The 21,915-nt window shown below is 68.4% G+C and carries 24 protein-coding genes and 1 pseudogene; 6 read left to right on the forward strand and 19 right to left on the reverse strand.

The features are described 5' to 3' along the window. The 4 genes and pseudogenes from U4Z31_RS35105 to U4Z31_RS35120 form a co-directional block, all read right to left on the reverse strand. Positions 1 to 174 (reverse strand): annotated as a pseudogene (locus tag U4Z31_RS35105) (aspartate aminotransferase family protein); the annotation flags it as partial. A gap of 37 nt (positions 175 to 211) precedes the next feature. Next, entirely contained in the window at positions 212 to 1,549 is a 1,338-nt protein-coding gene (locus U4Z31_RS35110) for a glutamine synthetase family protein (RefSeq protein WP_044849097.1), read from the reverse strand. 29 nt (positions 1,550 to 1,578) lie between these two features. Next, positions 1,579 to 2,364 (reverse strand): gamma-glutamyl-gamma-aminobutyrate hydrolase family protein, encoded by a 786-nt coding sequence (locus U4Z31_RS35115; protein WP_321812801.1) that lies wholly within the window; start codon positions 2,362 to 2,364, stop codon positions 1,579 to 1,581. 285 nt (positions 2,365 to 2,649) lie between these two features. Beyond that, entirely contained in the window at positions 2,650 to 2,832 is a 183-nt protein-coding gene (locus U4Z31_RS35120; RefSeq protein WP_006402789.1) for a hypothetical protein, read from the reverse strand. Between the two features lie 468 nt (positions 2,833 to 3,300). Between U4Z31_RS35120 and U4Z31_RS35125 the strand changes: the two genes are divergently transcribed. After that, entirely contained in the window at positions 3,301 to 3,852 is a 552-nt protein-coding gene (locus tag U4Z31_RS35125; protein ID WP_044849101.1) for a cupin domain-containing protein, read from the forward strand. 89 nt (positions 3,853 to 3,941) lie between these two features. Continuing rightward, positions 3,942 to 5,432, forward strand: coding sequence for an aldehyde dehydrogenase (locus tag U4Z31_RS35130; RefSeq protein WP_044849095.1), 1,491 nt, complete (start codon positions 3,942 to 3,944; stop codon positions 5,430 to 5,432). A 60-nt stretch (positions 5,433 to 5,492) separates the two neighbouring features. Here U4Z31_RS35130 and U4Z31_RS35135 read toward each other — a convergent pair whose 3' ends face one another. Continuing rightward, on the reverse strand, positions 5,493 to 5,693 hold the full coding sequence (locus tag U4Z31_RS35135) for a heavy-metal-associated domain-containing protein (protein ID WP_321800770.1): 201 nt from the start codon (positions 5,691 to 5,693) through the stop codon (positions 5,493 to 5,495). Positions 5,694 to 6,026: 333 nt separating this feature from the next. Between U4Z31_RS35135 and U4Z31_RS35140 the strand changes: the two genes are divergently transcribed. Both U4Z31_RS35140 and U4Z31_RS35145 read left to right on the forward strand, forming a co-directional pair. Next, positions 6,027 to 6,359 (forward strand): cupredoxin domain-containing protein, encoded by a 333-nt coding sequence (locus tag U4Z31_RS35140; RefSeq protein ID WP_011353437.1) that lies wholly within the window; start codon positions 6,027 to 6,029, stop codon positions 6,357 to 6,359. A gap of 12 nt (positions 6,360 to 6,371) precedes the next feature. Then, complete coding sequence (locus U4Z31_RS35145; RefSeq protein WP_321812802.1) at positions 6,372 to 7,208, forward strand: FTR1 family iron permease; 837 nt, start codon at positions 6,372 to 6,374, stop codon at positions 7,206 to 7,208. 85 nt (positions 7,209 to 7,293) lie between these two features. Here the strand turns inward: U4Z31_RS35145 and U4Z31_RS35150 are convergent, their stop codons facing one another. From U4Z31_RS35150 to U4Z31_RS35190, 9 genes are all read right to left on the reverse strand, one after another. Continuing rightward, on the reverse strand, positions 7,294 to 7,512 hold the full coding sequence (locus U4Z31_RS35150) for a hypothetical protein (RefSeq protein ID WP_040142345.1): 219 nt from the start codon (positions 7,510 to 7,512) through the stop codon (positions 7,294 to 7,296). After that, on the reverse strand, positions 7,512 to 7,967 hold the full coding sequence (locus U4Z31_RS35155) for a hypothetical protein (protein ID WP_044849092.1): 456 nt from the start codon (positions 7,965 to 7,967) through the stop codon (positions 7,512 to 7,514). The genes U4Z31_RS35150 and U4Z31_RS35155 overlap by 1 nt, the downstream gene beginning before the upstream one ends. A gap of 85 nt (positions 7,968 to 8,052) precedes the next feature. After that, on the reverse strand, positions 8,053 to 8,373 hold the full coding sequence (locus U4Z31_RS35160; RefSeq protein ID WP_321800544.1) for a DNA-binding transcriptional regulator: 321 nt from the start codon (positions 8,371 to 8,373) through the stop codon (positions 8,053 to 8,055). Then, positions 8,366 to 8,731, reverse strand: a complete 366-nt coding sequence (locus U4Z31_RS35165; RefSeq protein WP_257773477.1) for a type II toxin-antitoxin system RelE/ParE family toxin — start codon at positions 8,729 to 8,731, stop codon at positions 8,366 to 8,368. Before U4Z31_RS35165 ends, U4Z31_RS35160 begins: the two co-directional genes overlap by 8 nt. 107 nt (positions 8,732 to 8,838) lie before the next feature. Beyond that, entirely contained in the window at positions 8,839 to 10,656 is a 1,818-nt protein-coding gene (gene glmS / locus U4Z31_RS35170) for a glutamine--fructose-6-phosphate transaminase (isomerizing) (protein ID WP_321800548.1), read from the reverse strand. Positions 10,657 to 10,710: 54 nt separating this feature from the next. Further along, entirely contained in the window at positions 10,711 to 12,072 is a 1,362-nt protein-coding gene (gene glmU, locus U4Z31_RS35175; RefSeq protein ID WP_124616045.1) for a bifunctional UDP-N-acetylglucosamine diphosphorylase/glucosamine-1-phosphate N-acetyltransferase GlmU, read from the reverse strand. A 135-nt stretch (positions 12,073 to 12,207) separates the two neighbouring features. Continuing rightward, a complete protein-coding gene (gene ttcA / locus U4Z31_RS35180) occupies positions 12,208 to 13,203 on the reverse strand; it encodes a tRNA 2-thiocytidine(32) synthetase TtcA (RefSeq protein WP_321812803.1) in 996 nt (331 codons plus the stop codon). Further along, complete coding sequence (locus U4Z31_RS35185; protein ID WP_044849086.1) at positions 13,200 to 13,604, reverse strand: dihydroneopterin aldolase; 405 nt, start codon at positions 13,602 to 13,604, stop codon at positions 13,200 to 13,202. The genes ttcA and U4Z31_RS35185 overlap by 4 nt, the downstream gene beginning before the upstream one ends. Before the next feature lie 78 nt (positions 13,605 to 13,682). Then, entirely contained in the window at positions 13,683 to 14,426 is a 744-nt protein-coding gene (locus U4Z31_RS35190; protein ID WP_044849085.1) for an SDR family oxidoreductase, read from the reverse strand. Positions 14,427 to 14,439: 13 nt separating this feature from the next. Between U4Z31_RS35190 and U4Z31_RS35195 the strand changes: the two genes are divergently transcribed. Continuing rightward, positions 14,440 to 15,630 carry a class I SAM-dependent methyltransferase gene (locus U4Z31_RS35195; protein ID WP_124520617.1) on the forward strand — a complete coding sequence of 397 codons (1,191 nt, stop codon included), beginning with the start codon at positions 14,440 to 14,442 and terminating at the stop codon, positions 15,628 to 15,630. A 12-nt stretch (positions 15,631 to 15,642) separates the two neighbouring features. Next, positions 15,643 to 15,837: a DUF2905 domain-containing protein gene (locus tag U4Z31_RS35200; RefSeq protein WP_044849083.1), complete on the forward strand. Its 195-nt coding sequence runs from the start codon at positions 15,643 to 15,645 to the stop codon at positions 15,835 to 15,837. A 91-nt stretch (positions 15,838 to 15,928) separates the two neighbouring features. Here the strand turns inward: U4Z31_RS35200 and U4Z31_RS35205 are convergent, their stop codons facing one another. The 5 genes from U4Z31_RS35205 to U4Z31_RS35225 all read right to left on the reverse strand — a co-directional run bounded on the left by U4Z31_RS35205 (position 15,929) and on the right by U4Z31_RS35225 (position 21,640). Further along, positions 15,929 to 16,150 (reverse strand): hypothetical protein, encoded by a 222-nt coding sequence (locus U4Z31_RS35205; protein ID WP_044849082.1) that lies wholly within the window; start codon positions 16,148 to 16,150, stop codon positions 15,929 to 15,931. A gap of 98 nt (positions 16,151 to 16,248) precedes the next feature. Continuing rightward, the gene (locus tag U4Z31_RS35210; protein ID WP_321800559.1) at positions 16,249 to 17,157 is read right to left on the reverse strand and encodes a carbohydrate kinase; all 909 of its coding nucleotides are present in this window, start codon (positions 17,155 to 17,157) and stop codon (positions 16,249 to 16,251) included. Then, a complete protein-coding gene (locus tag U4Z31_RS35215) occupies positions 17,154 to 18,434 on the reverse strand; it encodes an AGE family epimerase/isomerase (RefSeq protein WP_124571765.1) in 1,281 nt (426 codons plus the stop codon). The genes U4Z31_RS35210 and U4Z31_RS35215 overlap by 4 nt, the downstream gene beginning before the upstream one ends. Continuing rightward, positions 18,431 to 19,450: a LacI family DNA-binding transcriptional regulator gene (locus U4Z31_RS35220; protein ID WP_044846144.1), complete on the reverse strand. Its 1,020-nt coding sequence runs from the start codon at positions 19,448 to 19,450 to the stop codon at positions 18,431 to 18,433. Before U4Z31_RS35220 ends, U4Z31_RS35215 begins: the two co-directional genes overlap by 4 nt. Before the next feature lie 351 nt (positions 19,451 to 19,801). Further along, positions 19,802 to 21,640: an EAL domain-containing protein gene (locus U4Z31_RS35225; RefSeq protein ID WP_321812804.1), complete on the reverse strand. Its 1,839-nt coding sequence runs from the start codon at positions 21,638 to 21,640 to the stop codon at positions 19,802 to 19,804. Positions 21,641 to 21,915 lie beyond the last annotated feature (275 nt).

Raw genomic sequence — 21,915 nt, forward strand, 5'->3', positions numbered from 1 at the left:
TTTTACGATCACGCGGCTGCCCGCGCGATTGAGCGCACCCATGTCCGAGAAGGGATGGATGTGGTGCGCGGCGTCGAGCGCGCGGTATTCGGCGGTCGAGCGTGCCTGCGTCGTGCGCGGTGCGGTGGCCGGCGCGGCCGGCTGGATCCAGGCAGATTCGTTGCGGTACGTCATGTTTCCTCCGTGATTCCGTATTCGGTCGTGTGCACGCTCAGACGTGCAGCAGCAGATGGCGGCGTTCCCACGAACTGATCACGCGGAAGAACGCTTCGTATTCGGTTTCCTTCAGCGCGAAATACGCCTTCAGGAACTTGTGGCCGAGAATCTCGCCGAGCGGCTCGCACGCGGCCATCAGCGTGAGCCCTTCCTCGAGGTTGCGCGGCAGCTGGTACGGCAGCTCGTAGCCGTCGCTGACGAGCGGTTCGGTCGGCTCGAGACGCTGCGTCATGCCGAGATAGCCGGCCGCGAGCGTCGCCGCGAGCGCGAGGTACGGGTTGCAGTCGACGCCCGGAATCCGGTTCTCGATGCGGCGCGCGGCCGGGCCCGAGTGCGGGATGCGGAAGCCGACCGTGCGGTTGTCGTAGCCCCACTGCACGTTGATCGGCGCGGCCATGAAGCGCGACAGCCGGCGATACGAGTTGATGTACGGCGCGAAGATCGGCATCAGGGCGGGCGTGTACTTCTGCAGCCCCGCGAGGTAGTTGTAGAACAGCGAGGTCGCGCCGCCCGTTTCCGGCGACGTGAACAGGTTGCGGCCCGTTTCCTCGTCGACGATGCTCTGGTGCACGTGCATCGCCGAGCCCGGCTCGTTTTCCATCGGCTTGGCCATGAAGGTCGAGTACATGTTGTGGCGCAACGCGGCCTCGCGCACCGTGCGCTTGAACAGGAACACCTGGTCGGCCAGCGACAGCGCGTCGCCGTGCATGAAGTTGATCTCCATCTGCGCGGCGCCGACTTCGTGGATCAGCGTGTCGATGTCGAGGTTCTGCGCTTCGCAGTACTCGTAGATGTCCTCGAACAGCGGGTCGAACTCGTTGACCGCCTCGATCGAATACGACTGGCGTCCCGTCTCGGGGCGGCCCGTGCGGCCGACCGGCGGACGCAGCGGCAGGTCCGGGTCCTTGTTCATGTCGACCAGGTAGAACTCGAGCTCCGGCGCGACGACCGGCTTCCAGCCCTTCGCCTTGTAGAGGTCGAGCACGCGGCGCAGCACGTAGCGCGGCGAGATCTCGACCGGCGAGCCGTCGAAGTGCACGCAGTCGTGGATCACCTGCGCGGTCGGATCGACGGCCCACGGGATCAGGCGAATGGTCGACGTGTCGGGCACGCACACCATGTCGGGATCGGTCACGCCGGTCAGCGAGCCGTCTTCCGGATAGTCGCCGGTGACGGTCTGCACCATCACGGCCTGCGGCAGCCGCATCGATTCGCCGGACGTGAACTTGTTGCGCGGCGTGATCTTGCCGCGCGCGATGCCGGCCATGTCGGGAATGATCGCTTCGATCTCGGTGATCCGGTGCTGCTTCAGAAAGTCTTCGATGTCTTGCATGTCTGTTCTCGTTATGTGGGTCGGCGCGCTCAGGCGAGCGCGGCGGCGGCCGTGGCACGTGTGCGGGCGTCGCGGCGCGCGCGGCAGGCGTCGCCGAAGGCGCGGAAGATCGCGCTCGACAGCGGGTCATGCGCATGCCGCCATTCCGGGTGCCACTGCACGGCGAGGGCGAAGGCCGGGGCATCGACGACGCTGACGGCCTCGATCAGGCCGTCCGGCGCGACGGCTTCGACGGCGAGGCCGGAACCGAGCTGCGCGATGCCCTGCTTGTGCAGCGAGTTCACGTGCACGTCGTCGCGGCCGCCGGCGAGCGTGTGCAGCACGCCGCCGGGCGTCAGGCGCACGACGTGCGCGGGGCCGTATTGCGTGTCCATCGGCGCGTCGTCGTCCTCGCGGTGATCGGCGAGGCCCGGCACGTCGTGCACGCGCTGATGCAGCGTGCCGCCGCAAACGACGTTCAGCTCCTGGAAGCCGCGGCACACGGCCAGCACGGGCACGCCCGCGACGATCGCCGCGCGCAGCAGCGGCAGCGTCGTCGCGTCGCGTGCGGGATCGTGCTTCGTGCCGGGCGCGCTCGGCTCGCCGCCATACAGGTGCGGCTCGACGTTCGAATAGCTGCCGGTAAACAACAGGCCGTCGACCGTGGCGAGCACGTCGTCGACCGACTGGCGATCGCCGAGCGCGGGCACCACCATCGCGAGCGCGTGTGCGCCGTCGACGATCGCCGCGACGTACTTGTCGCCGACCGTGTGCGACGCATGTGCGCCGATCTGCGTGAAGTCGGCGGTGATGCCGACGAGGGGTTTCCTTTCCATGACGTCAATCAGTTGTCCGTAGGGCCGTTGCGTGCATGACGCGAGAAAACCGCAAAATGCAGGCGCGACACGACCCCGCAGTCTCGCGAAACGCGCAAGGCCGCTGGTGAATGGGCGCAACGGGTTCGCATGGCGATCCGCGCTGCGCGCGACGGTCAGGCCATCGTTCGTTTCGTTGTGCCGTGCGACGCGGCAATGAATGCGCGAACGCGTTCCGTCACCGCGCAGACGACGCGGCTGACGAACAGGCAGTTGAAACGAACGACGAGAAAAGGAGGAGAGGCGCTATGGCAGCAGCGACGCGACTTCGTCGGTATCGACGGCCACGAACGCGCGTGCGGAAACGGCGTTGTGACGGCGAACGGAACGACGGGACAGGATGGTGTAGATCGACAGATGCAGCAGGCGAGGACTATGCCAGCCGCAACTGCCATCGGAAGCGGGAGCAGCGCTGCGCAAACTTCGCACATCGCCTCGATCCCACCTCACCAGAGGGCCACGGACTCTCACGATTACACTCGACTGGTTTGTTGAAAGTATTGAACACCTGATCGTTTCGGCGCGCGAGGCGTTTAAAATAATCAAGGTGCCCGGCCTGCGTCATTTACATTGATGGGCATCAATTTTTACGTTGCAATAACGTTTTTCGGTGCCGATGAATGGCCAATGACGCTGACCTGAGAGCCAGCATATACGAGCCAAAAACGGCGTCAAATGTTTTTTGACGGTCTCGTGTCAGGGCTTTCCCGAGGCACTGCGAACAAAATATTCGTAAATGGAATGACGCGCGAGGTGTTCATTATTTCGAACGCCTTTCAGGGTTTTCCCCGCTGATGTGCGGCATAAAGTGATTAGAATATTCAACGGCTGCTCAATGCTGTCCAACGCGTCGTTTCACTTTTTCACCGCACTTCTATCGTGTCCGAAACCGAATCGATGTCCACCGAAGTCGCCGAGCGCCTGCGTTTCGTGCGCAACAAGCATGGCCTGTCGCAGCGCGAACTCGCGAAGCGGGCCGGCGTGACCAACGGCACGATCTCGCTGATCGAACAGGGGCGCGTGAGCCCGTCGGTCGGCTCGCTGAAGAAACTGCTCGAATGCATCCCGATGAGTCTCGCGGAGTTCTTCACGTTCGAGCTGGTCGAATCGCGCTCGGTCGTGTCGCGACGTGACGAGATGCCGAACCTCGGCAACGACGCGCTCGCGTTTCACCTCGTCGGCGCGGGCGTGAAGGACCGCAACATGTGCATCATGCGCGAGGTCTACCAGCCGCTCGCCGATACGGGGCCCGAGATGCTCGTGCACGCGGGGCACGAGGGTGGCGTGGTCGTGTCGGGCCGGCTCGAGCTCACCGTCGACGGCGCGACCTGGCTGCTCGACCCCGGAGACGGCTACTACTTCGAAAGCCGTTTGCCGCACCGTTTTCGCAATCCCAGCGCGGAACAGCTCTGCGAGGTCGTGTCGGCCAATTCGCCGGCCACCTTCTGACCGCGCATCACCGCATTCGCCACCGCCGGCAGCGTTGCCGTTGCACGGCGTGCCGCAGCGCGAATGCCACAACCGTTGAGGCATCCTGAATGAACAAGTTGACTTTGGCTGACTGGCAGGACAAGGCGGCGTCGCTCGAGATCGAGGGGCGCGCATTCATCGACGGCGCGTCGCGCGACGCGCACGGCGGCAAGACGTTCGACTGCGTGAGCCCGATCGACGGCCGCGTGCTCGCGAAGGTGGCCGATTGCGGCGAGGCCGACGTGAACGCCGCCGTCGCGGCCGCCCGCCGCGCGTTCGACGCCGGCGTGTGGGCCGGACTGAACCCGCGCGCGCGCAAGGCCGTGCTGCTGCGCTGGGCCGCACTGATGCGCGAGCATCTCGACGAGCTTTCGCTGCTCGAGACGCTCGACGCCGGCAAGCCGATCGGCGACACGACGACGGTCGACGTGCCGGGCGCCGCGTATTGCGTCGAGTGGTTCGCCGAGGCGATCGACAAGGTCGGCGGCGAAGTCGCGCCGGCCGACCATCATCTCGTCGGTCTCGTCACGCGCGAGCCGGTCGGCGTGGTCGCGGCCGTCGTGCCGTGGAACTTCCCGATCCTGATGGCCGCATGGAAGTTCGGCCCGGCGCTCGCGGCCGGCAACAGCGTCGTGCTGAAACCGTCGGAGAAATCGCCGCTGACCGCGATCCGCGTCGCGCAGCTCGCGTACGAGGCCGGCATCCCGGCCGGCGTGTTCAACGTCGTGCCGGGCGCGGGCGAACCGGGCAAGCTGCTCGCGCTGCATCGCGACGTCGACTGCATCGCGTTCACCGGCTCCACGGCAGTCGGCAAGCTGATCATGCAGTACGCCGCGCAGTCGAACCTGAAGCGCGCATGGCTCGAACTCGGCGGCAAGTCGCCGAACATCGTGCTGCCCGATTGCCCGGATCTCGACCGCGCCGCGCAGGCCGCGGCCGGCGCGATCTTCTACAACATGGGCGAGATGTGCACGGCCGGCTCGCGCCTGCTCGTGCATCGCGACATCAAGGACGCGTTCATCGAGAAGCTGGTCGCCGCCGCGCGTGCGTACGTGCCGGGCAACCCGCTCGATCCGTCGGTATCGATGGGCGCGATCGTCGACGGCATCCAGCTCGAGCGCGTGCTCGGCTACATCGACGCCGGGCGCAAGGAAGGCACGCTCGTCACGGGCGGTGCGCGCGTGAAGGCGGAGACGGGCGGCTTCTACGTCGAGCCGACGGTGTTCGAGGTGAAGCCCGATGCGAAGATCGCGCGCGAGGAGATCTTCGGTCCCGTGCTGTCGGTGATCGTGTTCGACGATGTCGACGAGGCGGTGCGGATCGCGAACGATACCGAGTACGGGCTGGCGGCGGCGGTGTGGACGTCGGACCTGACGACCGCGCACGACGTGTCGCGCCGGCTGCGGGCGGGCACGGTGTGGGTGAACTGCTACGACGAAGGCGGCGACATGAACTTCCCGTTCGGCGGCTACAAGCAGTCGGGCAACGGCCGCGACAAGTCGCTGCATGCGCTCGAGAAGTACACCGAACTGAAGTCGACGCTGATCCGGCTGCGCTGACGCGGCCGGTGTGCGGGCGCGGTGCCGACGGGCGCCGCGCCCGTGCTGCGCATGCGCGCGTCAAGCCGTGCGCAGCGCCGGGTGAAAGCCCGCGGCTTCGATGATCGACTGCACGCGTTCGGCGCCTTGCGCCGATTCGACCTTGACCGTCTTCGCGGCCACGTCGATGTCGAGCTTCGCAGCGGGGTCGACTGCCGTCACGGCACGCGTGATGGCGTTGGCGCAGCCGCCGCAGGTCATGTCCTGGACTTCGAATTCCATCGTGTTCTCCTGGGTTGGGTGGCGATTCACAAACGTCGCCAGCATGAAGCTTGCCATGGTGGGAAGGTCAAGCGATTCGTCGCGTTCGGCATCGTGGAAGCTGTTTGTAAAGTTGAAGTCAGACGAATCGTAATGCGCCGATGTACGTCAGTCGGAATTTTTCCCGATTGACGGTCGCGCATTGTCGGCGAAATCTGGCGGAGCCTTGCACGACAAGGCGTGTGTCGCGTCGACGACGCCCGATGCCCATGCCATTAGTAAGGGTACTTCGAGAGGGAAATGCGAATCGATCTTACTATCGGTTCCCCCTCGATATTTCATTTCGTTACCCATATGAATCGCTTCGCTTTCGGTTTCGCACTGGCCCTGCTGGGCGCATCGGCAACGTCCGCCTTCGCTGCCGACGACGTCGTCAACCTGACCCTGAAGGACCACAAGTTCTCGCCCGACGGCGTGACGATTCCGGCCGGCAAGAAGGTGAAGTTCGTCGTGAAGAATCTCGACGCGACGCCTGCGGAATTCGAAAGCGACGATTTCAAGGCAGAGAAGGTCGTGCCGGCCGGCAAGTCGGTCGAGATCCTCGTCGGGCCGCTGAAGGCCGGCACCTACGAGTTCCACGACGAGTATCACGAAGCGCAGTCGAAGACGCACCTGACCGTCAAGTAAGCGGATATCGCCATGCTGTCTACTGCCCTGATCGTCTTTCGTGAAGTGCTCGAGGCCGCGCTGGTGGTCTCGATCGTGATGGCCGCCACGAATGGCGTGCCGCGGCGCGGCTGGTGGGTCGGCGGCGGGCTCGTCGGCGGCGTGATCGGCGCCGGCCTGATCGCCGCGTTCGCCGACGTGATCTCGCAGTGGGCATCCGGCATGGGGCAGGAAGTCTTCAACGCGGGCGTGATGTTCGTCGCGACGCTGATGCTCGCGTGGCATTGCATCTGGATGAGCCGCCACGGCCGCGAGATGGCGCTGCACATGGGCGAGGTCGGGCGGGCCGTCGCGGCCGGCAGCCGGCCGCTCACGGGGCTCGGGATCGTGGTCGGCGTCGCGGTATTGCGCGAAGGCTCCGAGGCCGTGCTGTTCCTGTACGGCATCGCGGCGGGCGATCCGGGACAGACGCCGCAGATGATCGTCGGCGGGCTGCTCGGCGTGCTGGGCGGCGCCGGGCTCGGTTATGCGATGTATGCGGGCCTGCTGCAGATTCCGCTCAAGCGCCTGTTTTCCGTCACCAATGCGCTGATCGTGCTGCTCGCGGCAGGGATGGCGAGCCAGTGCGTCGGCTTCCTGCTTGCCGCGGGCCTCGTGCCGTCGTGGGGCGACGCGGTCTGGGATACCTCGTGGCTGCTCAAGGAAACGAGCATAGTCGGCAAGGCGCTGCATACGTTGATCGGCTATACCGCGCGTCCGGCGGGGATCCAGATCGCCGCGTACGTGGTCACGCTGGTTGCGATCGTCGTGCTCGCGCGGCTCGTCGGCCGGCCCCGGACGGTCGTGCCGCCGCCGCGGCCCGTCGCCTGAGCGGGCTGGGCCGAATGCAAAAAGGGGCGTCGTGGACGCCCCTTGTTACTTGCGTTGACGGTTCGCGCGCCGCCGCGCGGGCCCTTCAGCGATGGCTGTCGATCCACGCGCGGGCCCATTCGAGCCCCGCTTCGCGCGCTTCGTCCTCGGTATCGAACACGCCGAGCACGCCCGACGCTTCGACGAGCCGGTTGTTCTGCGTGATCGTGCCGCTCGCCGCGAAGCGCTCGGGCTGCAGGATTTCGTCTTGCTGCAGGATCGAATGGCCCCAGATCTGGTAGCCGTGATAGGTCTGCGCTTCCATTATCGCGTCACCTCCGCGGAACGGCGGCTCGCGCCGACGCGCAGCACGTTGCCGTCCGGCGTGTATTGCCGCGGGATATCGGAGTAGCCGAGTGCGTGCGGCGTGTCGGGCACGGTCGGCTGCATCACGGTGAGCCGGCCCGGCGCGGGCTGCGCGACGGGGCGCGGCGCGGCGGGCGCATCGACCGTCGCGGCGGTCGGTCGATGCGGCGCGGTTTTCACGGCTTGTGCGACGCGGCGCTTGTGCGGCTTGACGGCGACCTTCGGCTGCACGCTCGCGTGCTTTTCCGCGGTCTTGTTGCCGGCATGCGCGTCGGCGGCCGCGCGCGGGGTCGGCGTACGTGCCGCCGGCACGCGCGCCTCGGGCGGGTTCCAGACTTCGACGTAGTGCTCGGTCGCCCAGCCCGTCGACGCGAAGCTCAGCGCCAGCAATCCGCATCCAAACAGTCTTACCATGGTCTCTCCGTCATCTTGCTTGCGGCTTGCGTCGTGTTGCGGTGCCCGGGGCGGCGGCCGCTCATCGGCGTTCGGGGAACGCGGTTCAGGAAAATACCTCGAGCCCGTGCTTCTCGACGATCTGCAGCATGCGCGCGGCGATGCCGCTCGGCCGCTTGTCGCCCTGTTCCCATTGGCGGATCGTCGACGTCGTCGTGTTCAGGTAGAGCGCGAACACGCTCTGGCTGACGTTGACCGACTTGCGGATGCGGGCAATTTCTTCCGGATCGAACTTCGGCGCCGCTTCGATGCATAGTGCGTCGTATTCGCGCATCGTCTTCTTGTCGATCAGCCGTGCGCGATAGAGGCCCGACGCGGCGCTGTGGACCGCCTCCGTCGCGTCGCTCTTGAATCGGCTCTTAGCCATTGCAAATCTCCACCCACTCGTTCAGTGCGACCAGTGTCGCGATGTCGACGTCGGTGCGCCGACCGACGTCCGCAGCGAGCTTTTTGAAGGCGCGCAGTTCGCGAGCATCGATGTCGTCACGGTCGCGCTTCGCGAACAGGAACACGAACACCCACGTATGCCCGAGCTTGCCGAGCACGATGCCGCGCTGCCGATTTCCGTCCAGGCGCTTTTTCCAGACGTTGCCGCCGAGATCGACACCCTGGCCCCGCGCCAGCTCGCGCACCGCGCGGCACAGTTCGCCATCGGCGATTCCCGCTTTTCCTGCTGCCTTGTGAAACCACTTCGTCTTGAATACGCGTCGTACGGAAGCAGACATGTCGAGCCAGTCGAGTCAGCACAGGATTATATACCACTACGTGGTACATATTTCGACCTGGCCGAATGGCCTGCTTCCCGCCGATACGCAGCCCGGACGGGCCGGCGTTACTCCACCGTCACCGACTTCGCGAGGTTGCGCGGCTTGTCGACGTCGGTGCCGCGCGCGCACGCGGTGTGATACGCGAGCAGCTGCAGCGGCACGACGTGCAGGATCGGCGACAGCTGGCCGTAGTGTTCCGGCATCCGGATCACGTGCAGGCCGTCGTCGTTGACGATCTGCGTGTCGGCATCCGCGAACACGTACAGCTCGCCGCCGCGCGCGCGCACTTCCTGCATGTTCGACTTCAGCTTCTCGAGCAGCGTGTCGTTCGGCGCGACCGTGACGACCGGCATCGCTTCCGTGACGAGCGCGAGCGGGCCGTGCTTCAGTTCGCCGGCCGGATAGGCCTCGGCGTGGATGTACGAGATTTCCTTCAGCTTCAGCGCGCCTTCGAGCGCGATCGGGTAGTGCAGCCCGCGGCCGAGGAACAGCGCGTTTTCCTTGCGCGCGAATTCCTCCGACCACGCGATGATCTGCGGCTCGAGCGCGAGCACGCTGTTCAGCGCGGCCGGCAGGTGGCGCAGCTCCTTCAGGAATTGCGCTTCCTGCGCGGCGTCGACGTGCCCGCGCAGCTTGCCGAGCGTCGCGGCCAGCACGAACAGCGCGACGAGCTGGGTCGTGAATGCCTTGGTCGACGCGACGCCGATCTCGGTGCCTGCGTGCGTGAGGAACTGCATCTCGGTGAGGCGCACCATCGCGCTCGTCGCGACGTTGCACACGGCGAGCGTGTGCGTGTGGCCGAGCGACTGCGCGTGCTTGAGCGCGGCGAGCGTGTCGGCCGTCTCGCCCGACTGCGAGATCACCAGCACCAGCTGGCGCGGGTTCGGCACCGACTCGCGGTAGCGGTATTCGCTCGCGATCTCGACCTGGGTCGGAATCTTCGCGATCGATTCGAGCCAGTACTTCGCGGTGAGGCCCGAGTAGTAGCTCGTGCCGCACGCGAGGATCAGCAGGCTGTCGATGTCTGCGAACGCGGCGGGCGCCGCGTCGCCGAACAGCGTTGCGTCGAACGCTTCGGTTTGCGGCACCGTGTCGCTGATCGCGCGCGGCTGCTCGAAGATTTCCTTCTGCATGAAGTGGCGATACGGGCCCAGCTCGACCGCGCCGCCGTATGCGCTGACCACGCGGATCTCGCGCTGCGCGAGCGCGCCGTGGCGGTCGACGATCTTCACGCCGTCGAGCGACAGCTCGCACACGTCGCCTTCCTCGAGGAACGTGAAATGGTCGGTGCTGCCGGCCAGCGCCAGCGCGTCGGAGGCGAGGAAGTTCTCGCCGTCGCCGTGGCCGACGACGAGCGGCGAACCCTGGCGCGCGCCGACAACGATGTGCGGCTGGTCCTTGTGGGTCACCGCGATCGCATACGCGCCGTGCAGCTGCTGCACGGCTTCGCGCACGGCCTCGAACAGGTCGCCGCGATACAGGCTGTGCACGAGGTGCGCGATCACTTCGGTGTCGGTCTGCGACACGAATTCGTAGCCCTTCGCGCGCAGCGCGTCACGCAGCGTCTCGAAGTTCTCGATGATGCCGTTGTGCACCAGCGCGAGCGCGTTCGACGAGAAGATCGGGTGCGCGTTGTGCGTGACGGGCGCGCCGTGCGTCGCCCAGCGCGTATGCGCGACGCCGGTCGTGCCTGCGAGGTGCGATTCCTGCACCTGCGCGTCGAGATCGGCGACGCGCGCGACGCTGCGCGCGCGCTTCGGCGCATCCGGCTCGAGCACGGCGACGCCGCACGAGTCATAGCCACGGTATTCGAGGCGCCGCAATCCTTCGATCAGCACCGGAACGATATTACGCTGCGCAACTGCGCCGACAATGCCGCACATGAATGGTCAATCCTGTAAGTCGACGCGGGCGCCGTTCGGGCGCCCGCAAAAGGTTCAGCTCTTCTTCTTGACCGGTCGGACGTAGCCGCTTTTCGCGGTCTGCGTCTTCTCGTTCAATGCGAGGACGCCCTCGGCGACGTCCTTCCAGATCGTCGTGCCGGCCGCGATCGTCACGCCGCGGCCAACGCGCACCGGCGCGACGAGCTGCGTGTCCGAGCCGACGAACACGTCGTCCTCGATCACGGTGCGGAACTTGTTCGCGCCGTCGTAGTTGCAGGTGATCGTGCCGGCGCCGATGTTCACGCGCGCACCGATGTCGGCGTCGCCGATGTAGGTCAGGTGGTTCGCCTTCGAACCGTGGCCGATCACCGCGTTCTTCACCTCGACGAAGTTGCCGACGTGCGCTTCGTCCGCGAGCTGCGCGCCCGGGCGCAGCCGCGCGTACGGGCCGATCACGGTGTTCGCGCCGAGTTCGGCGCCGTCGATGTGCGTGAACGCGTCGATGCGCGTGCCCGCGCCGATCGACGCGTTGCGGATCACGCAGTTCGCGCCGATCGTCACGTTGTCGGCGAGCGTCACGTTGCCTTCGAACACGCAGTTCACGTCGATCGACACGTCGCGGCCGCACCGGAGCGTGCCGCGCACGTCGAGGCGCGCCGGATCGGCGAGCGTGACGCCGTCGACGAGCAGCGCATCGGCGACGTTGCGCTGATGGATGCGCTCGAGTTCCGCGAGCTGCGCCTTGCTGTTCACGCCGAGCGTTTCCCAGTCCTCGTCGGGCTGCGCCGTGACGATCTCGAAGCCGGCCTCGATCGCGAGCTCGACGACGTCGGTCAGGTAGTACTCGCCCTGCGCGTTCTCGTTCTTCAGCGCGCCGAGCCACATCGACAGCTGGGCCGTCGGCGTGACGATGATGCCGGTGTTGATCTCGGCGATCTTCAGTTGCTCGGGCGACGCATCCTTCTGCTCGACGATGCGCGTGACGAAGCCGGACGCGTCGCGCACGATGCGGCCGTAGCCGGTCGGATCGTCGAGCGTGACCGTCAGAATCCCGTAGCGGCCCTCGCGCGCGGCGTCGACCAGACGCCGCAGCGTCGACGCGCGGGTGAGCGGCACGTCGCCGTACAGCACCAGCGTCGGTTGCGCGGGATCGAGCAGCGGCAGCGCCTGGCGCACCGCGTGGCCGGTGCCGAGCTGCTCGGCCTGTACCGCGAACTGGACGTCGGGCGCGGCGACGGCGGCCTGGACCTGCTCGGCGCCATGACCGACGACGACGACGAGCCGCGACGGCTGCAGCGTGCGCGCGGTGGCGATGACGTGGGAGAGGAGCGGCCTGCCGGCCAGGGGATGGAGCACTTTCGGCAGCGCGGAACGCATGCGCTTGCCGGTGCCTGCCGCCAAAATCACGATATTCATGGCGCCAGCTTGTCAGAGGAGTTCGAAGCCGTCCATTTTAGCATGCGGCCCCTGGCGTTCCGGGCCTGTCGCGACGGGGCGACAGTGCCGGAGCAGAGCGCGCCCCGGCCCCGTTCCGGCGATGTTCGACCCTGCTTACAGGTCGTCGAACTGGACGATCGAGATCGGTTTCGCGGCCCCCGGCACGGCGGTGTCTTCTCCGGACGCGCACGGCTCCTCGTCGAACGCGATGTCGCCCTGCGGATCGGCTTCTCCGGTCGCGCGCAGCGACGCGAACGGGAACTGGGTCGTATCCATCAGGTGCGACGGCACGACGTTCGCGAGCGCGCTGAACATGTTGTCGACGCGGCCCGGGAAGCGCTTGTCCCATTCGCGGATCAGCGCCTTCATTTCCGCGCGCTTCAGGTTCGGCTGGCTGCCGCACAGGTTGCACGGGATGATCGGGAATTCGCGCAGCTCCGCGTATTTCTCGAGATCGGTTTCCTTCACGTACGCGAGCGGACGGATCACGACGTTCCGGCCGTCGTCCGACTGCAGCTTCGGCGGCATCCCCTTCAGCTTGCCGCCGTAGAACATGTTGAGCAGCAAGGTTTGCAGGATGTCGTCACGGTGGTGGCCGAGCGCGATCTTGGTCGCGCCGAGCTCGCCCGCCACGCGGTAAAGGATCCCGCGGCGCAGCCGCGAGCACAGCGAGCAGGTCGTCTTGCCTTCGGGCACGAGCCGCTTGACGATGCTGTAGGTGTCCTGGTTCTCGATGTGGAACGGCACGCCGGCCTGCGTCAGGTACTCGGGCAGCACGTGCTCGGGGAAGCCCGGCTGCTTCTGGTCGAGGTTGACCGCGACGATATCGAAGTCGATCGGCGCGCGTTCGCGCAGGCGCAGCAGCACGTCGAGCATCGCGTAGCTGTCCTTGCCGCCCGACAGGCACACCATCACCTTGTCGCCCTGCTCGATCATGTTGTAGTCGCCGATCGCCTGGCCGACCTGGCGCACGATCCGCTTGAACAGCTTGTTGTTCTCGTACGCTTCCTTCTGCTCGCGGCGCGTCAGCGCGCGGCGGCCGGTGTCGGCGACGGTGGCTTCGATGGCGGCGCCATCGGCCGCCGTGTCATTCATGTGGGGGGCGTTCATGCGCGCTCCTCGTCCTTGATGCGAAAGACTTCGACGCCGACGGCGTCGCAGTCCGGATAGGCGTCCGGTTTCTCGGTACAGACGCGTACCGCGCGCACGGTGTCGTGCGCCAGCAGGTTCGCGGCGATCGCGTCGCACAGCGTTTCCTGCAGGTGGATGTGGCCGCGCGCCAGGCACTGCGCGACGCTCTGCTTCATCAGGTCGTAGTCGACGACTTCATGCAGCCGGTCGTCGACGGGGGTGGACAGCGCGAGCGGCACGAACAGGTCGATGTTGATGACGACGCGCTGCTCGCCGCGCTTCTCGTGTTCGAAGGCCCCGATGTTGATGTGCACCTCGTAGTCGCGCAGGTAGAGCCTGCGGCAGTCCGCGAGGCGGGGGTGCAGGAGAGCGGAAAACATGGTCGTCCCAGTCAAATTGGCGTGCACGCACGCAAAGCGGCGCGGGCGGCGGCGTTCAGGCCGCGCGCTCCGCGCAGTTCAGTCATTCGGGCCGGCGGCGGGCGGCACCAGGTGCTCGCCGCCGTCGACGGTCAGCGTCGCGCCCGTGACGCCGGGCGCGCTCGCGAGATAGCAGGCCGCCGCCGCGATGTCGTTCGCGTGCGGCGCGTGGCCGCGCACGAGCGCCGCGACGCGCACCTTTGGCGCGAGCGCCAGCGCGAGCGCCGAGGTCGCGCGGTTCAGCGCGGCCTGCATCAGCGCGTGCGACAGCTGCGCCGGCGCCGGGTGAAACAGGGCCTGATCCAGCACGTGAATCGCGCAGGCGCGCAGCGATTCGTCGTCGCGCGCGGCATCGGGCGTCGCGTCGGCGAGCGCGCGGGCCAGCGCGAGCGGCGCCGTCACGTTGCGCGCGAGCGCGCCGGCGAGCGACGCGCCGTCCACGGTATGCGCGTCGTCGGTGCCGGCGCAAGCGCTCACGAACACCGCACAGGCGGGCCGGCCGAGCGCCGCGCCGCATGCGGCGACGAGCGCGGCCGCATCGGCTTCCAGGGCCAGATCGGCGTCGAGCACGGCCGCGCGGCGGCCCAGTGCGGCGACTTCGGCGACCAGCGCGTCGCCAGCCGCGCGCGGCGCGCCGGGGCTGCGCTGCAGCGCGACGTCCCAGCCGCGCTGCGCGAATCCGGTCGCGAGCGCACGACCGAGCGACGCGGCGTCGGCCGCGCTGCCCAGCGCGCCCGCGACGAGCGCGATGCGCGGGGGCGACGTATCGGCTGAAACGGTCATTTACAATGCCGGGATGAACCCGAAAGCTCACGAACCCGCTAGTTTACCTGCTCCCGGCCCTGACGCGCTCGCGCAGTCCGAAACCCTCGCCGCGCAACTGCGCGACGAGATCGCGGCGGCCGGCGGCTGGCTGCCGTTCGACCGCTTCATGGAGCGCGCGCTGTACGCGCCCGGCCTCGGCTATTACAGCGGCGGCGCGCGCAAGTTCGGGCGCCGCGCCGACGACGGCAGCGACTTCGTCACGGCCCCCGAGCTGTCGCCGCTGTTCGCGCAGACGCTCGCGAATCCCGTCGCCGACGCGCTCGCGGCGAGCGGCACGCGCCGCGTGATGGAATTCGGCGCGGGCACCGGCAAGCTCGCGGCCGGGCTGCTCGCGGCGCTCGATGCGCTCGGCGTCGAGCTCGACGAATACCTGATCGTCGACCTGTCCGGCGAACTGCGCGAACGGCAGCGCGACACGATCGCGGCGGCTGCGCCGGCGCTTGCGGGGAAAGTACGCTGGCTCGACGCGCTGCCCGAGCGCTTCGACGGCGTCGTGGTCGGCAACGAGGTGCTCGACGCGATGCCGGTGCGCCTCTTCGCGAAGGCGGGCGGCGCGTGGCGCGAGCGCGGCGTCGCGCTCGACGCGCGGCACGCGTTCGTGTTCGACGACCGGCCCGTGGGCGCGGCCGGCCTGCCGCCGGTGCTCGCGACGCTCGACGTCGACGACGGCTACGTGACCGAAACACATGAAGCCGCGCTGGCGTTCACGCGCACCGTGTGCACGATGCTCGGGCGCGGCGCGGTGCTGCTGGTCGACTACGGCTTCCCCGCGCACGAGTACTACCACCCGCAGCGCGACCGCGGCACGCTGATGTGCCACTACCGCCACCACGCGCACGACGACGCCTTCCTTTACCCGGGCCTGCAGGACATCACCGCGCACGTCGAATTCACCGGCATCTACGACGCGGGCGTCGCGACCGGCGCTGACCTGCTCGGCTACACGTCGCAGGCGCGTTTCCTGTTGAACGCGGGCATCACCGACGCGCTCGCCGCGATCGATCCGTCCGACATCCACCAGTTCCTGCCGGCTGCGAACGCGGTGCAGAAGCTGATCTCGGAAGCCGAGATGGGCGAGCTGTTCAAGGTGATCGCGTTCTCGCGCGGCATCGACGGCACGCTCGACGCGTTCGCGCGCGGCGACCGCTCGCACGCGCTCTGACCGGAGCACGGGATGCTGCGCTGGCTGATGGCGTCGTTCGTCGCGGTGATGATCCTGACGCGCTGCTGGCCGTGGCTCGGCAAGTTCGGCATCGGGCGGATGCCGGGCGACGTCACGCTGACGCTCGGCGGGCGGCGTTATCCGTTCCCGTTCATGTCGACGCTGGTGCTGACGATGCTGGTGTCGGTGGTGGCGCGGCTGCTCTGAGCCGTGCCGGATGCGGCGGCGCGTCGCGGTCCGGCCGCGGCGCGCGCGTGAAGGTTCGGCGCGCGACGGATCGCGCATGACGATTCGCGCGTCAAAGCTCGATTTCGCCGAGGATCCGGTGCGCGAGCGCCTTCGCCTCGTCGAACGCCTCTTCCTCGCTCGGACTCGTCGTGTGGACGTCGTAGCGCACGTTCTCCGTCTCGTCGCCGTCGTCCCGGGCGAGGATCACGTAGCCCTGGAACTGTCCGTTGGCGGCGTGCTGCGTATGCGCCTTGGCCGTGTAGATGCCCTTCGTGAACGTGTTCGTGTCCATCGTGCCTCTCCCGCAATAGGACACTTCATCGTAGCACTGCGGCGCAGCATGTACAGCGCCGCATATCGGCGACCGATCAGCGCGCCGTCATCATCCCGTCACCCTTCGAGCAGCGCGACGACCTCGTCGAGCGTCGGCGCGTGCGCGCCCGTGTGCCGGCATGCGGCGGCGCCCGCCGCGAGCGCGAACGCGAGATGCTCGCGCCACGACCGCTGCGGCGCGGCCATCAGGCTGAACAGCATGCCGCCGATCGACGCGTCGCCGGCGCCGACGGTGTCGACCACCTCGACGCGCGGCGGGCTGGCCTCGAGCACGTCGCCGTCCGCGTACAGCGTCGCCGCCTGCGCGCCGCGCGTGACGAGCACTGCCGCGCGCGGATTCAGCGCGCGCACCGCCGCGACCGCGTCGGGGCCGTCGCCGCCGAACAGGTGGCGCAGGTCCTCGTCGGAGACCTTGATCAGGTCGGCGAGCGCGGCCATCTTCTCCAGCGTCGGCCGGTACGCGGCCGTCATCAGGTTCCGGTAGTTCGGATCGAAGCTGATCTTCACGCCGCGCGCGTGCAGGTCGGCCGCGAGTGCGACGAGCGTGCCCGCGAGCGGCTCGCGCACCAGGCTGATGCAGCCGAAGTGCGCCCATTTCACGTGGCCGGCCCAGCCGGCCGGCAGCCGCGCCGGGTCGAACGCGAGGTCCGCGCTCGCTTCGCCGATGAAGAAGTACGCGGGCGGCCGCGTCTCGTGGACGATCGCCAGCAGCGGCGCACGCGGGACCCGCTGCAGGAAGCGCAGGTCGAGCCCGGCGGCCTCGCTGGTGCGCCACAGCACGTCGGAGAAGCAGTCCTCGCCGATCGCGCCCGCGAGCGCGCTCGGCAGGCCGAGCCGCGCGACCGCGCGCGCGACGTTCCAGCCGGCGCCGCCCGGCACCGAGGTCCACTGCGCGTCGCCTGCGCGCACCATGTCGGTCAGGATGTCGCCCGCCGACACGAAGGCCGGAAAGGTGCCGCCGCTCATTGCGTCGGCTCGCTGCGCGCCGCGCGCGCGAGGGTCGCGAGCACGTCGTAGCACGCGCCCATCGTGTGATAGTCGGTCTTGCCGGCCGGGCTTTTCTCGTCGCTGTACTTGCGGTTGTCGCAGGTGAGGATCCGGTACCACGCGCCGTAGCGGTGATCGACGAAATGCGCCCAGCTGTAGCGCCAGATCTCGTCGTACCAATCCCAGAAACGCTCGCTGCCGGTGCGCGCGCCGAGCATCGCGGCCGCCGCGAAGGTCTCCGCCTGCACCCAGAAATACTTGTTGTGGTCGCAGATCGTGAAGTCGGGGCCGAAGCCGTAGCAGAGGCCGCCGTGATCGGCGTCCCACGCGTGCGTGAGCGCCGCGTCGAACAGCTCGGCCGCGCGCGGCACGAGCCAGTCGAGCGGACGGTGCCGCTCCAGGATCAGCAGCAGCTTCGCCCATTCGGTCTGGTGCCCGGGCTGGAAGCCCCACGGACGGAAGATGTTCGAGCTGTCTTCCTTGTTGTAGTCCCAGTCGACCGACCAGTCCGCGTGGTAGTGCTCCCACACGAGGCCGCCCGACAGCGCGGCCTGGCGCTGCGTGATGTGGGTCGCGAGCTTTTCCGCGCGATCGAGGTAGGTGAGGTGGCCGGTCGCCTCGTATGCCGCGAGCAGCGCTTCCGTCATGTGCATGTTCGCGTTCTGGCCGCGGTACGACGACACGATCCAGTTCGGCGTCGCGTCGTCCGCGTAGAGGCCGGCGGCCGCATCCCAGAAGCGGTGTTCGGCGAGCTCGTAGGTCGACGCGATCAGCGCGCGCGCTTCGTCGATGCCGGCCATCGTCGCGTGCGCGGCGGCCAGCAGCACGAACGCGAGCCCGTAGCAATGGCGCGTGCCGTCGAGCGTCGCGTGCTTCGTGCCGTCGCGCCAGTCGAGCTCCCAGTCGTAGCCTTGCAGCGCTTCGTCCCAGTGCGCGTCGCGCAGGAAGCGCAGCCCGTGGCGCGCGTAGTCGAGATGGCGCGGATCGCCGAAATGCCGGTACGCCATCGCGTAGTTGAAGACGAACCGGCAGCTGCTGACCAGATGCCGCGACGTGCGGTTGTAGACGCTGCCGTCGTCGCGGAAATAGTGGTGGAAGCCGCCCGTCGGGTCGAACGCGTTCGTCGCGTAGAACCGCAGCGTGTCCTCGATGTGCGACAGCAGGAACGACGGATCGCGGAAGCTCGCGACGAACGGTGCCGCTTGCGTGTGGTTGGCCGGCGTGGCCGTGCGGGATTGGGCCGGGGGCATGTTCATGATTCGGTGACCGTGGCGGTATCGAGCGCCGGTGAGCCGGCGGGCTGGCTGCTGGCCCGTACGATCAGCTCGACGGGCAGGGAGATCTCGGTGCGCTCGGGGGCTTCCGCGAGCAGCAGTTCGACGCCGCGGCGGCCGAGCGCTTCCTTGTCGACGGCGAGCGTCGTGAGCGGCGGGTTCGCGTGCGCGGCGGCCGGGATGTCGTCGAAGCCGACGATCGCGATGTCTTCCGGAATCCGCACGCCGCGCGCGAGGCACACGCGCTGCGCGGCCAGCGCGGCGGCGTCGTTGTACGCGAACACGGCGTCCGGGCGCGGGCCCGGCGCGTCGAGCAGCTGCTGCATCGCCCGCGCGGCGCCGGTGTCGGGGTCGAGCCCGGCGTCGATCGTCACTTCGTACGCGGGATCGAACAGCCGCCCGGCCTCGAAGAACGCGCGCCGGTAGCCGATCGCGCGCTGCGCGATGCTGTAGTGCGCGGCCGAGCCGCCGATGAACGCGATCCGCGAGCGGCCGATCGCGAGCAGGTGACGCATCGCGAGCGCCGCGCCCGTCGCGTTGTCGATGTTCACCGAGCGCAGGCCGGGCGCCCACAGGTCGATCAGCACGAGCGGCCGGCCGGTCGCGGCGAGCGCCTCGATCGTCTCGGGCTCGATGAAGCCGGCCACCGCGATCGCGTCGGGCGCGTGCGGGCGCATCTGGCGCAGCACGTCGTCGTTCGGGCCGACCGTGAGCAGCGTCGGCACGATGCCGCGCTCGCGGCACGCGTCCTCGACGCCGTGCAGCACGTGCGAGAAGAACGGGCTGGCGGGAAAGCGGTTGTGCTGGCGGTGCAGCAGGAAGGTGAGCCGGCGGATGCGCGGTCGCAACTGGGCCGGGTCGTAGCCGAGCCGCTGCGCGATCTCGACGATGCGCGCTCGCGTGGCTTCGGACAGGCCCGGCTGGTTTTTCAGCGCGCGGGAGACGGTGCCGATCGAGACCTCTGCCGCCCGCGCTACGTCGCGAATGGTGGTGCCCATCGTTCGGGATCCGGTTTGTTTAGGGTGACGGCGATTGTATAGTAAACGCGGCGCCTAATTCGGGCCGGATAACCGGGGAATACCCGGAAATAGCAGGTTTTTGCGAGCTAATCTGCGAAAACGCCGTTACTAAAAATACTAAACAAAACGCGGAAAAGGCAAGGTGATCACGCGGAATGTGGCGGTGCCGGCAGGTGGAGCGTCGGGCACGTTCCGCTGCCCGGCGTGAACGGGGCGGGCGGGGCGATCGGCCGGCGCTTGCCGGGGCGCGGCCCGGCCCGGCCGGCGCGGCACCGGCAACGTCGCTCGGGCGGGTTGGCGACCTGCCTGCGACCGGCAACCGCCCGCCACTCAGCCTGCCGCCGCGAGTGGCGGCTCGCCGCGATCGCGCAGCGCCGCGCGGCCCGCGTCCAGATCGACGACCGCGAGCCCGCCCGGCTGCTGTTTCGCGCGCCGCTTCGCGAGCGCCGCGACCGATGCGATCTCGTCGCTGCCGTAGCGTATCGCGCCGTTCGCGCCGGCCGGCACGCCGACCACACCGATCGCCATCGTCACGAAGCCGAAGAACGCGGGGTTGCCTTGACGGTCCTCGCCGCGCAGCCCGCCCGCCAGCCGGTCGGCCTGCGTGTAGAAGCGCTGCGCGCCGTCGTTGAAGCGCGCGATCGCGTCGGCCGCGCGCGCGTGCCAGTCGTCGCGCTGGAACAGCACGAGGAAATCGTCGCCGCCGACGTGCCCGAGAAAGTCGCGTTGCGGATCGCACACGCCGGCCAGCACCGTCGCCGCGAACTTCAGCACTTCGTCGCCTTGCCAGTAGCCGTACTGGTCGTTGAACGGCTTGAACTGGTTCAGGTCGACGTAGCACGCGTGGAAGCCGGCGTCGCGCGCCAGCAGGCGCTCGATATGCGCGCTGATCGGGATGTTGCCGGGCAGGAACGTCAGCGGATTCGCGTAGCGCGCGGCCTCGATGCGCATTTCGGTCACCGCGCGCACGAGGCTTTCGCCGGTGCCGAGCCCGACGTAGCGGCCGTGTTCGGTGATCACGAAGCCGTCCGCGAGGTAGCGCTGGTCGTGGCTCGCGAGCAGCATCGCGAGCTGCTCGACCGTCGTCGCGTTGTCGATCATCAGCGGCGCGTCGTTCGCGAACTGCAGGCACGGCTTCTTCCCGAACACTTCGCGGTGGTACGGCAGCGCGAAGCGGTCGATGAAGCCGCGCCGGTTCACGAGCGCGACCGGCCTGCCGCGTTCGACGAGTGCGACCGCGTGCAGCGCGGGCATCCGGTTGAACAGGTCGAGCACGTCGTTGCTGGTCGCGTCGCGCGGCAGCGCCGGCGCGGCGACGAGCATCTTCGCCGCGATCGTGCCGGCCGGCCGCACGGCGCGGGTTGCACCGGGAAACACCGCGATGTGCGGGGCGCGGATCGCGTCGCGCGCGGCCGGCGCGACGACCGGCGAGGGTTGCGCGTCCGGCCGCCCGAGCAGGAAGCCCTGCACGCAGCCGATGCCCATGTCGCGCACGACGAGCAGGTCGCACTCGTTCTCGATCCCTTCCGCGATCAGTTGCGCGCCGCTTGCCTGCGCGAAGTGCTGCATCGCCCTGACCGCCTCGAACTTGAGCGGATCGCGCGCGATGTCGTGGATGAAGAAGCGGTCGATCTTCACGACATCCGGGTGCAGGCGCAGCCACAGGTTCATGCTCGCGTTCGCGGTGCCGTAGTCGTCGAGCGCGAACTGGATGCCGGCGTCGCGCAGCGAGGCGACCGCCGGCCCGATGCGCGCGACGTCCGGCAGCGCGGTCTGCTCGGTCAGCTCGATCACGATGCGCTCGGCGCCGATCCGCGCGCGCACGAGCAGTTGCCGCGCGCGCTCGCGTTCGCGCGCGAGTTGCAGGATCGTGCCCGCGCTGAAGTTGAGGAACAGCTTGCCGTCGCAGCCGAGCGCCGCGAATGCGTCGAGGCAGGTGCGCGCGGCCGCCTGTTCGAGCGCGACGGTCGTGCCGTCGCGGGCGGCCTGCGCGAACAGTGCGGCCGGCGGCTCGAGGTCGGTGCCGCGCGGGCCGCGGATCAGGCCTTCGTAACCGACGACCGTGCCCGACCCGAGATCGACGATCGGCTGGAACACGGCCGCGAGCGCGCGTTCCGCGATCAGGCGGGTGGTGGGGGTGGCGGGCGAGTCGGGATGGGGCGCGGGCATGGAGGGGGGGGCGGCCGAGACGACGGGACGCCCGACTTTAACGGCAGTACGCTCCGAGAATTGAATGAAGATTTCGTGACGCGATGCGCATCGACGGTGCATGCGTCGCGGCGGGCTGCGCGGCGGGGAGGCGGGGAGGCGGGAAGCGGGAAGCGGGAAGCGGGAAGCGAGAAGCGAGAAGCGAGAAGCGAGAAGCGAGAAGCGAGAAGCGAGAAGCGAGAAGCGAGAGGCGAGAGGCGAGAGGCGAGAGGCGAGAGGCGAGAGGCAGGGACGAA

The organism is Burkholderia sp. BCC1985 (assembly GCF_905339915.1).
In the GTDB taxonomy this organism is placed as follows: Bacteria; Pseudomonadota; Gammaproteobacteria; order Burkholderiales; family Burkholderiaceae; genus Burkholderia.